This is a genomic window from Streptomyces sp. SCPE 10 (genome assembly GCF_051980735.1).
Classification (GTDB): Bacteria; Actinomycetota; Actinomycetes; order Streptomycetales; family Streptomycetaceae; genus Streptomyces; species Streptomyces misionensis.
On the sequence record NZ_CP197069.1, the window covers coordinates 3,583,196 to 3,596,734 of the forward strand.

15 protein-coding genes are annotated in these 13,539 nt (G+C 72.8%); 7 read left to right on the forward strand and 8 right to left on the reverse strand.

The window, feature by feature from the left end; all coding sequences use genetic code 11:
- Positions 1–126 precede the first annotated feature (126 nt).
- Together ACSP97_RS16650 and ACSP97_RS16655 are read left to right on the forward strand one after the other, a co-directional pair.
- Complete coding sequence (locus ACSP97_RS16650) at positions 127–702, forward strand: TerD family protein (RefSeq protein WP_355148148.1); 576 nt, start codon at positions 127–129, stop codon at positions 700–702.
- Between the two features lie 90 nt (positions 703–792).
- Positions 793–1,392, forward strand: coding sequence for a GNAT family N-acetyltransferase (locus ACSP97_RS16655; RefSeq protein ID WP_440558110.1), 600 nt, complete (start codon positions 793–795; stop codon positions 1,390–1,392).
- Here the strand turns inward: ACSP97_RS16655 and ACSP97_RS16660 are convergent.
- Entirely contained in the window at positions 1,337–2,728 is a 1,392-nt protein-coding gene (locus ACSP97_RS16660; RefSeq protein WP_382074012.1) for a M1 family metallopeptidase, read from the reverse strand. The two genes, ACSP97_RS16655 and ACSP97_RS16660, sit on opposite strands and share 56 nt — an antisense overlap.
- A gap of 52 nt (positions 2,729–2,780) precedes the next feature.
- Between ACSP97_RS16660 and ACSP97_RS16665 the strand changes: the two genes are divergently transcribed.
- Positions 2,781–3,281, forward strand: coding sequence for a hypothetical protein (locus ACSP97_RS16665; RefSeq protein ID WP_355148154.1), 501 nt, complete (start codon positions 2,781–2,783; stop codon positions 3,279–3,281).
- 4 nt (positions 3,282–3,285) lie between these two features.
- Here ACSP97_RS16665 and ACSP97_RS16670 read toward each other — a convergent pair whose 3' ends face one another.
- On the reverse strand, positions 3,286–3,963 hold the full coding sequence (locus tag ACSP97_RS16670; RefSeq protein WP_355148156.1) for a pentapeptide repeat-containing protein: 678 nt from the start codon (positions 3,961–3,963) through the stop codon (positions 3,286–3,288).
- Positions 3,964–4,089: 126 nt separating this feature from the next.
- On the opposite strand from ACSP97_RS16670, the gene ACSP97_RS16675 reads away from it, so the two are divergent.
- Together ACSP97_RS16675 and ACSP97_RS16680 are read left to right on the forward strand one after the other, a co-directional pair.
- On the forward strand, positions 4,090–5,061 hold the full coding sequence (locus tag ACSP97_RS16675; protein ID WP_440558114.1) for a zinc-binding dehydrogenase: 972 nt from the start codon (positions 4,090–4,092) through the stop codon (positions 5,059–5,061).
- 55 nt (positions 5,062–5,116) lie between these two features.
- Positions 5,117–6,610 (forward strand): MFS transporter, encoded by a 1,494-nt coding sequence (locus ACSP97_RS16680; protein ID WP_358270316.1) that lies wholly within the window; start codon positions 5,117–5,119, stop codon positions 6,608–6,610.
- A gap of 35 nt (positions 6,611–6,645) precedes the next feature.
- Here the strand turns inward: ACSP97_RS16680 and ACSP97_RS16685 are convergent, their stop codons facing one another.
- Positions 6,646–8,052 (reverse strand): NAD(P)/FAD-dependent oxidoreductase, encoded by a 1,407-nt coding sequence (locus ACSP97_RS16685; RefSeq protein ID WP_358298029.1) that lies wholly within the window; start codon positions 8,050–8,052, stop codon positions 6,646–6,648.
- Between the two features lie 10 nt (positions 8,053–8,062).
- Positions 8,063–8,728, reverse strand: a complete 666-nt coding sequence (locus ACSP97_RS16690; protein WP_358270312.1) for a rhomboid-like protein — start codon at positions 8,726–8,728, stop codon at positions 8,063–8,065.
- Positions 8,729–8,815: 87 nt separating this feature from the next.
- Between ACSP97_RS16690 and ACSP97_RS16695 the strand changes: the two genes are divergently transcribed.
- Positions 8,816–9,913: a right-handed parallel beta-helix repeat-containing protein gene (locus tag ACSP97_RS16695; RefSeq protein WP_355148165.1), complete on the forward strand. Its 1,098-nt coding sequence runs from the start codon at positions 8,816–8,818 to the stop codon at positions 9,911–9,913.
- A 128-nt stretch (positions 9,914–10,041) separates the two neighbouring features.
- Entirely contained in the window at positions 10,042–11,037 is a 996-nt protein-coding gene (locus ACSP97_RS16700) for a methyltransferase (RefSeq protein WP_440558442.1), read from the forward strand.
- Between the two features lie 83 nt (positions 11,038–11,120).
- On the opposite strand, the gene ACSP97_RS16705 is transcribed toward ACSP97_RS16700, so the two are convergent.
- The 4 genes from ACSP97_RS16705 to ACSP97_RS16720 form a co-directional block, all read right to left on the reverse strand.
- Positions 11,121–11,444: a TcmI family type II polyketide cyclase gene (locus tag ACSP97_RS16705; RefSeq protein ID WP_070024064.1), complete on the reverse strand. Its 324-nt coding sequence runs from the start codon at positions 11,442–11,444 to the stop codon at positions 11,121–11,123.
- A gap of 44 nt (positions 11,445–11,488) precedes the next feature.
- Positions 11,489–11,968 (reverse strand): SRPBCC family protein, encoded by a 480-nt coding sequence (locus ACSP97_RS16710; protein ID WP_355146064.1) that lies wholly within the window; start codon positions 11,966–11,968, stop codon positions 11,489–11,491.
- Position 11,969: 1 nt separating this feature from the next.
- On the reverse strand, positions 11,970–12,224 hold the full coding sequence (locus ACSP97_RS16715) for an acyl carrier protein (protein WP_070024068.1): 255 nt from the start codon (positions 12,222–12,224) through the stop codon (positions 11,970–11,972).
- A 67-nt stretch (positions 12,225–12,291) separates the two neighbouring features.
- Positions 12,292–13,536, reverse strand: a complete 1,245-nt coding sequence (locus ACSP97_RS16720) for a ketosynthase chain-length factor (RefSeq protein WP_440558118.1) — start codon at positions 13,534–13,536, stop codon at positions 12,292–12,294.
- Positions 13,537–13,539 lie beyond the last annotated feature (3 nt).

The following is a 13,539-nucleotide window of genomic DNA, read 5'->3' on the forward strand; positions in this document are numbered from 1 at the left end:
CCGGACCGGGGAGAAGTGCGGGTAAAAAAGGTAAAGGGGTGCGGAACCATGGGGACCCCCCTCGGCGTTGTCCCGGGTGACGGTAGCTTCGTCGGCACGCATTTCACGTCTTAGGAAGGACCCCACATGGCTGTAAGCCTGTCCAAGGGTGGCAACGTCTCGCTCACCAAGGAGGCTCCGGGCCTGACCGCCGTCACCGTGGGCCTCGGCTGGGACGTCCGCACCACCACGGGCACGGACTTCGACCTGGACGCCTCCGCGATCGCGGTCAACGCGCAGGGCAAGGTCTACTCGGACGCCCACTTCGTCTTCTTCAACAACAAGCAGACCCCGGACAGCACCATCGTCCACACCGGCGACAACCGCACGGGCGAGGGCGCGGGCGACGACGAGGCGATCAACGTCAACCTGGCCGGCCTGCCCGCCGACATCGACAAGGTCGTCTTCCCGGTCTCCATCTACGACGCCGAGAACCGCGGCCAGAACTTCGGCCAGGTCCGCAACGCCTACATCCGCATCGTCAACCAGGCCGGCGGCGCCGAGATCGCCCGCTACGACCTGTCCGAGGACGCCGCCACCGAGACCGCGATGGTCTTCGGCGAGCTGTACCGCAACGGCGCGGAGTGGAAGTTCCGCGCGGTGGGCCAGGGTTACGCCTCGGGCCTGGTCGGCATCGCCCAGGACTTCGGCGTCAACGTCTGAGGCACCGCCGTTCCCGCGCCTCCCCGGCGGGCCGCCGGGGAGGGCGGAAATCCCGGCGCGGGCGCGCGGCCGCAGGGGTAGGTTGCCCCGGTGATCCTCGCGCCCCTTTCCCCCGGCCAGGACATCCCGGGCCCCCTGCTGTGCGAACTCACCGCGCTGTACGCGTCGAACCGCGCCTTCCACCGGCTCTCCGGTGACTTCCCCGACCCGGACGACATCCGGCCGCACCAGATCGCCGAGGCGCTGGCCGGGGAACTGGCCGTGCCGGGCGCCGAGGTGCTGCTCGCCCGCGCCGGTGACGGACGGCTCCTCGGGCTGGCGATCACGCTCGCCCGGCATCCCGACCCGGCCGACCCGGACCCCTGGATCGGGCTGCTGCTGGTGCACGGGGCCGAGCAGGGCAAGGGGTACGGCCGCGCCCTCGCCGAGCGCCTGGAGGACCGGCTGCGCGCTCGGGGTGCCGTCGCCGTGCGTCTGGCCGTGCTCGACAACAACCCGGCGGGACTGGCCTTTTGGACCTCGCTCGGTTACGGCCTGCTCGACCGCCGCGCCGACCGCGCCCTCGGCCGCCCCTGCGCCGTCCTGCGCAAGCCGCTGTGCACCCGCCGGCCGGGGGCCGGGGAGGACGGGGGCGCTACGGGTGCGCCGGCTTCCCGTCCCCGTAGAGCCAGTCCCGCCAGATCTCGCTGAAGTCCTCTCCAGGGAATCGCTTCTGGACCCAGGCCGTGAAATCCGCCGTGCTCGCGTTGCCGTGGCGGTGGGCCGCGGGCCAGGCGCGCAGGAAGGCGAAGAAGGCCTTGTCGCCGACCTTCTGGCGGATCTTGTGCAGGACCATGGCGCCGCGCTGGTAGACGGGCGTGCCCGAGATGTGCTCGGCGCTCGTCGGCCGCGCGGGCGGGAAGGCCCAGAGGGTGGCGTCGTCGCGGTGGTAGTAGTCGAGGAAGGTCCGCTGGGCGCTGTCCCCGCCGTGGTCCTCCTGCCACAGCCACTGGGCGTAGGTGGCGAAGCCCTCGTTGAGCCACATGTCGCGCCAGGACTTCGGGGTGACCGAGTCGCCGTACCACTGGTGGGCCAGTTCGTGCACGAGGGTGCCGGTCTCGGGGGCGCCGGGGAAGACGGGCCGGTTCTGGGTCTCCAGGGCGTAACCGGCGGCGCCGGGGCGGGTGATGATCGCGCCGACGGAGGAGAAGGGGTAGGGGCCGAAGGTGTCCTCCTCCCACTTGACGATGGCGGGCAGTCGCGCGAGCACCGCCGCGCTCGCCCTGACCTGGCTGGGGTCGACGGCGGTGAGGACGGGCAGATCGCCGGGCCCCTCGGTGCGGGTGACGACGAAGTGGCCGATGGCGACGGTGGCGACGTAGCCGGCCATGGGCTGGGCGGTGTGCCAGTGGTAGGCCGTACGGCCGTCGTGGGTGGACTGTCCCGCCAACTCGCCGTTGGACACGGCCTGGAGGCCCTGCGGCACGGTGACGGTGATGTCGTAGGCCGCCTTGTCGGAGGGGTGGTCGTTGCCGGGGAACCAGGCCATGGAGCCGACCGGCTCGCCGAGGCCGAGGGCGCCGTCGGCGGTGGGCAGCCAGCCCTCCTCGGAGCCGTCCGGGTCGGTGAGGGTGCGCGGGACGCCGTCGTAGCGCACCGTCGTCCGGAAGGTGTGGCCCGCGCGCAGGTCGTCGTGCGGGCGGACGGTGAGTTTCTGCCCGGCGCGGTTGAAGCGGGCGTCGCGGCCGTCGACGCCGACCGAGTCCACGCGCAGCCCGAAGAGGTCCAGGTCGAAGGCCGACAGGTCCTTGGTGGCGCGGGCGGTGATCACCGCGGTGCCGGTGAGCCGGCGGGTGGCGGGGGTGTAGTCGAGGGTGAGGGCGTAGTGGTCCACGTCGTAGCCGCCGTTGCCCGCCCTCGGGAAGTACGGGTCGCGCAGGCCGGAGCCGCCCGGGGTGCCGTGCACGCCGCCGCCGCACGCGGTGCCGGTGAGGACGAGGGCCAGCACGGTCGCGACGGCCGGCACGGCACGTACGGATCTGGACATGTCAGCGATCTTAGGGGCGGGGGCAGCCACGGCGGCGTGACACCATCGGTGGGTGCTCGATATCGGCTATGCCCTCTCCAACCGCTTCCCGGACCCGCCGCAGACCGACTACCGCCGCGCGGACGTCCGCGCGCTGCGGCACGACCTGTTCTGCGGGGACGTGTACCTCGCGGACACGAAGACGGACCGGGAGCTGTCCACCGCCTGGGGATGGGTGCCGGTGCTGGACTTCGCGTGGGCGCTGTGCGACATCGTGGAACGCCTGGACCGGGATCCGATGGGCTCCCGCGCCGCCCGGCCGCAGCGGGCGGAGCTGGACTTCACCGAGTCCACCGACCGGATGCTCTTCGAGCGCCGTTTCGGGTGGGTCGACATCACCGCCGACTGGCAGCCCCTGGAGGAGCCCCCCCTGTCCTTCTCGCACACCGAACTGCGCCGGGAGGCACGGGACTTCCTGCACGACCTGATCGCCGACCTCGTCGACCTCCACGAGGGGCTGGGCGACAACCCGGCGATCTGGACCCTCCAGGCACGCTTCCCCCGGGTCTCCTAGCTGCTTACTCCACGCGGATCCCGACGGCCGCCGCCAGCGCCGGTGCCAGGTCGAGCAGTTGCCCGGTGCTGATCACCGCGCCGGACAGCCGTTCGAGGCCCCGGGCGATCTCCAGCGGGGCGGCACCGCGCAGGTCCACGTCCTTGAGGGTGGCCCCGCCGAAGTCCGCCCCCTTCAGCGCGCAGTCCACGAACTCCACCCGCTCCAGGCCGGCACCCGCGAAGTCCGGCTCGACCAGGACGCAGGACTCGAAGACCACGTCCCGCAGGCGGGCCATGCGCAGGTTCAGGAAGTCGATCTTGCCGCCGCGCACCACGACCCGCTCCAGCACCGCGCCGTGCAGCTGGGTGCCGCCGAGCCGGGGCTCGGTCAGTTCGACGTCGCGCAGGGTGGCCTCGGCGAGATCGGTGCCGACCCCGCGGGGCGCGGTGAGCACGCTGTCCAGCACGCGGGCGTGGCTCAGCCGGGTCCCGTCCAGCGCGCAGCCGCGCAGCGCGCAGTCCATGAACCGGGCACCCGCCGCGTCCTGCCCGCTCAGGTCCGCGTCCCGCAGTTCCAGTCCGTCGTAGTCGCCGTCGGGGTCCAGTGGGCCGCCGTCCCACGGTTCCAGCGGTGGCAGGCGCAGTTCCGGCCGCCGTGCCCCGCGCCGCATCCGGCTCCCGCCGGTCGTTTCCCTCGCCATGCGGTCCATGCTGCACCCCGCCACTGACAACGGCCCCGGCCCGCGCGAACGCCGCCACGGCCGGCCCTTGACCTCAAGTGCGCTTCGGGTCGGAGAGTTGCGGCAGTCGCTCACCTGGGGGTCCCCATGCACGTCGTACGCCTGTACGCCTTCGGTCCGGCCGAGAACCTGACGTACGAGGAGGCCGAGGACCCGGTCCCGGGCCCGGGGCAGGTGCGGATCGCGGTCGCCGCGGCCGGGGTGCACCTGCTCGACACGGCGCTGCGCGCGGGGCACCGGGGCCCGCTGCCGCAGCGGCCCGCCCTGCCGACGGTGCCCGGCCGGGAGGTCGCGGGCGTGGTGGACGCGCTCGGCGAGGGGGTGGCGGGGACGTGGCTCGGCAAGCACGTGGTCGCCCACCTGGGCTTCGCGCCCGGCGGGTACGCCGAACTGGCCGTCACCGACGCCGGGCGGCTGCACGAGATCCCGGAGCCGCTGGACTTCGCGGCGGCCGTCGCCATGATCGGCACCGGTCGCACCGCCCTGGGCATCGCGGCGTGCGCCGAGCCGGGGCCGGACGACGTGGTGGTCGTACCGGCGGCCGCGGGCGGCATCGGCACGCTGCTGGTGCAGTACGCGGCGGCGGCCGGGGCGATGGTGGTCGGGCTCGCGGGCGGCCCCGCCAAGACCCGGCGGGTGCGGGAGAACGGCGCCGCGCTCGCCGTCGACTACACCGCGCCCGGCTGGGCCGCCGAGGTCCGCTCCGGGCTCGGCGGGCGGGCCGCGACGATCGTCTACGACGGCGTGGGCGGCGCGGTCGCCCGGGAGGCCGTGGCGCTGCTCGGACCGGGCGGCCGGCACCTGGTCTTCGGCTGGTCGGCGGAGGGCATCGGCGACGGGCAGGGGTACGTCGTGCAGGGCGTGTCCGAGTCCGTGCTCGGGCCGGAGCTGGTGCGGCGGGGCGGCGGGCTGCGGGCGCTGGAGGAGCGGGCGCTCGCGCAGGCCGCGCGGGGGCGGCTGCGGCCCGCCGTCACCCGCTTCCCGCTCGCGGCGGCGGCCGCCGCGCACCGGGCGCTGGAGAACCGCGGCACCGTCGGGAAGGTGGTGCTGGAGCCCTGAGGCCCCGGGCCCGCACCCGGATGCGATACGTACCGATTCATGGTCTTCTGGCCAGATGAGTCTCGGCCGAACGGGTGAGTCCCGGGCCGCCGCACAGGGTGCGGATCCGCACCGCTGGTGGGGGCTGGTCGTCATCGCCCTCGCCCAGCTGATGGTGGTCCTGGACGCCACGATCGTGAACATCGCGCTCCCCTCCGCCCAGCGTGCCCTGCACATGTCCGACGGCAACCGGCAGTGGGTGATCACCGCCTACACGCTGGCCTTCGGCGGTCTGCTGCTGCTCGGCGGCCGGGTCGCCGATCTCATGGGCCGAAAACGCACCTTCGTGATCGGTCTCGTGGGCTTCGCCGCCGCCTCCGCGCTCGGCGGCGCGGCCACCGGCTCGGGGATGCTCTTCGGCGCCCGCGCGCTGCAAGGCGTCTTCGCGGCGGTGCTCGCGCCCTCCGCGCTCTCCCTGCTGACCACGACGTTCACGGACCCGCGCGAGCGCGGCAAGGCGTTCGGCGTCTACGGCGCGCTGGCCGGCAGCGGCTCGGCGATCGGACTGATCGTCGGCGGGGTGCTCACCGAGTACCTGACCTGGCGCTGGTGCCTGTACGTCAACGTGCCCATCGCCGCGCTCGCGGTGTTCGGCGCGTCCGCCCTGCTGCACGACCGGCCGGGGCACGACGACGTCCGTCTCGACGTACCCGGTGCGGTGCTCGGCTGCGGCGGCCTGGTCGCGATCGTCTACGGCTTCGCCGAGGCGGAGCCGCGCGGCTGGACGGATCCGCTGGTGCTCGGGCTGTTCGCGGCGGGAGCGCTGCTGCTGGTGGCGTTCGTGTGGTGGCAGGCCCGGGCACCGAGCCCGCTGCTGCCGCTGCACATCCTGCGGGACCGGAACCGGGCGGGCTGCTTCCTGACGATGATGCTCGCGGTGATCGGCATGTTCGGGCTGTTCCTGTTCATGACCTACTACCTCCAGGTCATCCTGCGCTACTCGCCGGTACGCACGGGGCTGGCCTTCCTGCCGATGACCGCGGCGATCGTCACCGGGTCCACCCAGATCTCCGCGCGGCTGCTGCACCATGTGCCACCGCGGCTGCTGATGGTGCCGGGCATGCTGCTGGCGGCGAGCGGCCTGCTGCTGCTGACCCGGCTGACCGTCCGTTCCTCCTACGCCGGGGAGATCCTGCCGTCCCTGCTGCTGCTGGGGCTGGGCATGGGGCTGACGTTCATGCCGGTGTTCGCCACGGCGACGGCGGGCATCGCGCCGCGCGACTCGGGGGTCACCTCGGCGACCGTCAACACCGCGCAGCAGGTGGGCGGCTCGATCGGCACGGCCCTGCTCAACACCCTCGCCACCACCAGCGCCGCCGCGTACGTCGCCGCCCGCCCGCACCGGCCGGCCACGGTCGCGGCCGGCGTCGTGCACGGCTACACGGTCGCCATCGGCTGGGCCGCCGCCATCATGCTGCTGGCCGGCCTGATCGCCGGCCTGCTGGTCACCGCCCGCGCCCCCAAATACGGTCCCCGGCCGAAGGCCCCGGTCTCCGAGCCGGTCGGCTGACACCACGACCGGCCGCGGACCGCCCCCGCCCCCCCTCAGTGGCGCCCCGCCACCCGGTCCGCGGCCCTGGCCAGGCGCGAGGAGTCGCCGGTGGGGCGGAGGCGCTCGCGGCGGTCGGCCGTGTGGTAGGTGGCGTACATGCCGTGGACGCCGAGCCAGCGGAAGGGTTCGGGCTCCCACTTGCGGACCTTGTGGCCGACCCAGGGCAGGTCGGTCAGTTCGGTGCGGCCGCCCTGCCCGGAGTCCTGCTGGACCAGGTCGCGCAGGGTGCGGGCGGCGAGGTTGGTGGTGGCGACGCCGGAGCCGACGTAGCCGCCCGCCCAGCCGAGGCCGGTGGAGCGGTCCAGGGTGACCGTGGCGCACCAGTCGCGGGGCACGCCGAGGACGCCGGACCAGGCATGGGTGATCCCGACGCCGGCCAGGGACGGGAAGAAGCGCACCAGGACGTCCCGCAGCGCCTCGACGGTCGCCCGCTGGGTGCGGCCGTCGTTGTCCGTGCGGGAGCCGAAGCGGTACGGCACCCCGCGCCCGCCGAGCGCGATCCGGCCGTCGGCGGTGCGCTGCGCGTACATGTAGGCGTGCGCCATGTCGCCCAGCGTCTCCCGGCCGTCCCAGCCGATCGCCGCCCACTGCTCCTCGCTCAGCGGCTCGGTGGCGATCATCGAGGAGTTCATCGGCAGCCAGGTCCGCTTCTGGCCCTTGAGGGAGGCGGTGAAGCCCTCGGTGCAGCGCAGGACGTAGGGCGCGCGGACGGTGCCGTAGGGCGTGACCGCGTGCTTGGGACGGATCTCCGTCACCGGCGTCGACTCGTGGATCGTCACCCCGAGCGCCGCCACCGCCGCCGCCAGCCCCTTCACCAGCTTCACCGGGTGCAGCCGGGCGCCGTGCGGGGTCCAGGTGGAACCGACGGCGTCCGCGATCCGAATCCGCTCGGCCGTCTCCCGGGCGCCGTACAGTTCGCGGTCCTTCTCGCCGTACGACAGCTCGTGCTCGTGGAACGCCTTCAGCCGGGCCAGCTGGGCGGGGGTGGTGGCCACCTCCAGGACGCCGCCCTTGTGCAGGTCGCAGTCGATGCCCTCCGCCTCGGCGACCGCGATCACCTCGTCCACGGTGTCGTTCATCGCCTTCTGGAGCCGCACCGCGGCCTCCCGCCCGTGCGACGTGGCGTACCGGTCGCGGCCCGCGACGCCGTTGTACAGCCAGCCGCCGTTGCGGCCCGAGGCGCCGTACCCGCAGAACTTCTGCTCCAGGACGGTGATCCGCAGGAAGGGCGCCGCCTTCTTCAGGTAGTAGGCGGTCCACAGGCCGGTGTACCCCCCGCCGACGATCACCACGTCGGCCGTGGCGTCCCCCGACAGGGGTTCCCGTACCGCCGGGAGGCCGTCGTCCGCGTACCAGAAGGAGATGCCACCGTTCACGACACTGCTCGCCGAGCTGCTCATGGCCGGGAACCTAACCCCTGGGAGTGGCCGGTGTCTCCTTCGGATTCCGTGCTTCCGCACGGCCCTTGGTGAGCGGGTAGCAGGCCAGGCCGATCAGCATCGCCAGGAAGTGCCCGACGTCGGTGAAGGTGGGCGACCCGGCCAGCGGAAGGGTGAAGACGGCGAGGACGACGGCGAGGTAGCCGTAGCGCCAGGGCGGGGCGATCCGGTAGGTGAGGACGGCGACGACACCGGCCAGCGCGTAACTGACGCCGATGTCGAGGGTGTCGACCGCCGAGTGCGGCGCGATGCCGTCCTTGATCGCCTTCAGCAGCAGACCCTCGCTGACCAGGGACGCCAGCACGTGCGCGGAAGCGCACACGACGAGCCAGCGGGCGGTGCCCAGCCACCGCTCGGCCGGCGCGTGGAAGACCGTGTACAGCACGGCGTACGGCAGCCACCGCCCGCCGTCGATCCACATCGCGCTGCTGACCAGCACCCGCAGCGGGGTGCGCGACAGCTCGTGGATGTTGGTCGACCTGCGGCGCAGGAAGTGCTGCTCGAACCCCGGCGACATGTGGTGCACCGCGACGGTCGTGACGAACAGGACGGCCAGCCAGACGTAGGTGCCCGGGGCGCCGCGGACGTACCGCGCGACCGCCCCGAGTCCACGGCGCAAGGGGTTGACCCGGGTCACGTCGCCAGTATGCGGCCCCTTCCCCTGACACGCCGCCGGATGGCCTATCCGTACAAGTAAGGATTATTGGGTCATAACGTACCCGGTATGAAGAGATGTCACATCGCTTATGCCGCGAGCGCCGTCGCAGCACTGATCGGCGCGGGACTCGGCGCCGCCCCCGCGGCGGCCGCCCACCAGACCCTGATGGTCCGCCAGGGCGAATCGATCCAGCAGGCGGTGAACCGCGCGCAGCCCGGTGACACCGTGCTGGTGCTCCCCGGCACCTACAAGGAGAGCGTCACGATCAACACGCCCCAGGTCACCCTGCGCGGGCTGGGCGGCCGCACGGTGATCGAGCCGGCCGTGAAGACGGTCGCGGGCAAGGCGCCGCGGACGGACACCAAGGCGACCAAGAGCTGCGCCGAGGGCGGCAACGGCATCTGCGTGATCGGCACCAAGAAGAAGAACGTCGAGGGCGTCACCGTCGCCGATCTGACGGTGACCGGCTTCGCCCGCGCCGGGGTGTTCGGCATGGCGACGGACGGCATGACCGTGCGCGGCGTACAGGCCGTGAAGAACGCGGTGTGGGGCATCGCCCAGGAGCGCTCCGTGCGCGGCCACATCTTCGGCAACTACGCCCAGGGCAACGGCGACGCGGGCGTCTTCCTGGCCAACACCATCACCGAGGAGGCCGGCGCCCTCGACACCCGGCGGACGGTGGTCGAGCGCAACCGGCTGGAGGACAACCGGATCGGCGTCACCGTGCGCCGCCTGCGCAACCTCGCGGTCGCCGAGAACCACATCACCGGCAACTGCGCCGGTGTGTTCGTCGTCGGCGACGAGAACAGGCCCAAGGCCGGTGCCCTGGAGGTCGCGTACAACAACGTGAGCAGGAACAACAAGTACTGCCCGAAGACCGACCGGCTGCCCGCGATCCAGGGCTCCGGCATCGTGCTGACCGGCACCGAGAAGACCGTGGTGGACGGCAACCGGGTCGTCGGCAACACGGGCACGTCCCCGCTGTCCGGCGGCATCGTGCTGTTCAAGAGCTTCGTCGGCGTCACCAACGACGACAACCGCGTCAGCGACAACGTGCTGGACGGCAACGGACCCGCCGACCTCGTCAACACCGAGACCAAGGGCAAGGGCAACACCTTCCGGCACAACGCCTGCCGTGCCTCCAAGCCCTCGGGCCTGTGCTGACCGCCCGACCACTGCCCCTGCTGGACCGACGCAGGCCGAAGAACGAAGGAAGCCGGCAGATGACCACCGCCGAGACGGCACCGCCGAACCAGACCACCTCCGAGGCCCCCACCGCCCCGCCCCCGCCGATGCGGCTGCGCGAACTCGTGTTCGGGGCGGCCCTGTCCGCCGCCATCCGCGCCGCCGCCCGGCTGGGCGTGCCCGACGCGCTCGGGGACACCCCGATGTCCGCCGACGCCCTCGCGGCCGCGGTGCGCACCGAACCCAAGCCGCTGCGCCGCATGTTGCGCGCCCTGACCTGCTACGGCGTCTTCACCGAGCGGCCCGACGGCACCTTCGCGCACACCGAGATGTCCCGGCTGCTGCGCGAGGACGACCCGAACAGCCTGCGCGCCATCGCGCTGTGGTGCACCGAACCGTGGACCTGGGCCGCGTGGCCCAAGCTGGACGAGGCGGTGCGCAGCGGCCGCAACGTGGTGGAGGGCCTGTACGGCAAGGAGTTCTTCACCTACCTCAACGAGGACGCCCCCGAGTCCGCGGACGTCTTCAACCGGGCCATGACCCGCTCCAGCGAGCAGTCGGCACGCGAGGTCGCGGCCCTGCTCGACCTGTCCGGCGCCGATTCCGTCGCCGACCTCGGCGGCGGCCAGGGGCACGTGGTGGCCTGCCTGCTGGACAAGTACCCGCGGATGCACGGCAGTCTGCTGGACCTGCCCCGGGTGGTGGAGAACGCGCTGCCGAGGCTGCGCGAGGGCGGCGACCTCGCCGACCGCGCGCAGATCGTGCCGGGCGACGTCCGGGAGGCGATCCCGGTCCGCGCGGACGTCTACGTCATCAAGAACATCCTGGAGTGGGACGACGAGAGCACGGCCCGGCTGCTGCACAACGTCGTCCAGGCGGGCGGCCCCGGGGCCCGGGTCGTGGTGATCGAGAACCTGGTCGACGACACCCCGTCGATGCGGTTCAGCACCGCGATGGACCTGCTGCTGCTCCTCAACGTCGGCGGGGCCAAGCACACCACCGACAGCATGGTGCGCCGGCTCACCGCGGCCGGGCTCGCCGTGGACACCATCCGGCCCGTCAACCCGTATCTGCACGCCTTCGAGTGCCACGTGCAGGGGTGACGGACACACCCGGGCCGTCGGCCGCCGGGCCCGCTTCGCCGCGGGCCCGGCGGCCGACGGCCGTCCGGTGGGACAGGTGCGCGTCAGGGGCGCTCCCAGACGTAGAAGCGGTGCGCCATCGCGTCCTTGGGAGACCGCCAGGTCTCCGGGTCGTACGCGCTGACGTACGCCGTCAGCCGCTCGCTGACGTCCCTGAACTCCGGGTGTTCGGTGACCTTGGCGATGGCCGGGCCCGGTTCGCGCTCGGACTCGATGAGGTGCATGTACACATCGCCGAACTGGAAGAGGCTGCGCCGGGTGACGCCCACGAGGCGGGGCAGTTCCCCGCGGTCGGACTCCTCGAAGATCTTGGCGATGTCGGGGGCGGAACCCGGGGCCATCCGGGCGACGATCAGGGCCTGGTGCACGGTGTTCGTCCTCTCCTCGTTCCCTTCGGTCCTCCCTGGTGGCGTCAGTCGGCGAGCGCCGGAGCGGGCCGCTGCCCGGCGGCGGCCTTCTCGATCTTGTCGCGGATCAGGGCCATCTGGACCTTGGAGTTCTTGTTGATGTTGTCGGTCATCCACTCGTCGTCGACCGGCGCCTCGGGCTTCATCGCGAAGTCCTGCGTCCACACCATGCGGGTGCCGGCCGGGACCTCCTCGTAGGCCCAGTGGATGTCCATGTGGGCGAACGGACCGGTCTCCACCCGGCGGGCCTTGACGGTGCGGGTGGCGCGGTCGGGCTCGCGCTCGGAGACCCAGCTCCAGACGGTTCCGTTCTCGTCCGGGTGCATGGTGAGCCGGAAGGTGGTCTTCTCGCCCTCCCGCTTGAGCACCTCCACGGCGGCGTACTCGCTGAAGAGCTGGGGCCAGCGCTCCAGGTCGTTGGTCATGTCCCAGACCAGGTCGAGCGGGGCCGCGATGGTGATCTCGTTCTGGGTGTGTCCTGCCATGTCAGGCTCCTGCCATCAGCGTGTTGTTGACGAGGTTGAGGAACTGCTGAGGGGTTTTGCAGCGCTCGGCGTCCACCGGCATCGGGGTGCCGTGCTCGTTCTCCAGCTCACCGACGATGCCGAGCAGGCCCAGCGAGTCGACACCGAGGGCGTCGAAGCCGGTGTCCGGCTTGTCGTGGAGCTGCTCGGGGCTGACGGTGACGCCGGCCGCCTTCTTCATGAGCGCTGCGAGTTCTTCGACGGTGATCTTGGACATGTGTTCTCTTCTCCTTTGCTGTGCTCCCTGCGCCGTTGCCGTGGCCGCACCCGGTGGACCGCGGTGTTCACCGGGTGGCGGGGTGCCGCAGCACCAGCGCCGCGTTCGACCCCATGAGGCCGCGGCTGAGGACCAGCGCCGTGCGGGGCTCGGCGGCGCGGGCGCGGCCGGTGACGAGGTCGAGGTCGTGGCAGACGTCGTGCACGTTCGGGGTCGGCGGGATCAGTCCGTGCTCCATCGCGAGCACCGCCGCGGCGGCGTCCAGCACCGGGGCCGCGCAGTAGCCCCGGCCGGTGCCGGTCTTGGGCGCGGTGACCGGCACCCGCGTGCCGTGCGCGCCGAGGGCGTCGGCGATCGCCAGCGCCTCGGCCCGGTCCGCCGCCGGCACCCCGAGGGCGTCGGCGAAGACCACGTCGACCTCCTCGGGCGCGCAATCCGCCTCGGCCAGCGCCTGCCGGATGGCCTGGGCGAGGCCCGCGCGGGACTCCGCCCAGCGGGCGGCGCCGGTGAAGGTGGCCCCGTGCCCGGCCACGAAGGCCCGGATGTCGGCCCCGCGCTCCAGGGCCGCACCGGCGGCCTCCACCACGAGCATGGCGCCGCCCTCGGCGGGCACGAACCCGCATGCCGCCTCGGTGAACGGCCGGTAGGCGCGGGCCGGGTCGCTCTCGCGGCTCAGCTCCTCGTAGCCGAGCTGGCAGACCATCGAGTACGGCGCGAGCGGCGCCTCGGTGGACCCGGCCACGATCGCGTCGGTGCCTCGCCGCACCGCCCGGGCCGCGTGCGCGAGGGCGTCCAGACCGCCGGCCTCGTCGGAGGCGACGACCGAGCAGGGGCCCTTGAAGCCGCGGCGGATGGAGACCTGGCCGGTGCTCGCGGCGTAGAACCAGGCGATGGACTGGTACGGCCCCACGAACCGGCTGCCCTTGCCCCACAGCCGTTGCAGTTCGCGCTGGCCGAACTCGCCGCCGCCGGACCCGGCGGCGGTCACCACGCCGATCGAGTACGGCGACTCGGCGGTGTCGGCCGGACCGAGCCGGGCGTCGCCGAGCGCGAAGTCGGCCGCCGCCATGGCGTAGTGGGTGAACCGGTCGGTCTGGACGAGGAAGCGCTCCTCGATGGTGTCCGCCGCCTCGAAGGCGCGGACCTCGCCGGCCACCTTCAGCGGCAGATGCTCGCAGCCCTCGCGGGTCACCCGGTCCAGGACGCTCAGGCCCTCGTGGGTGGCCTTCCAGAAGGTGTCGGTGCTGATGCCGTTGGGCGCGACCACGCCGATGCCGGTGACGGCCGCGCGCCGGTCCTGGGGTTCGCTCATCGT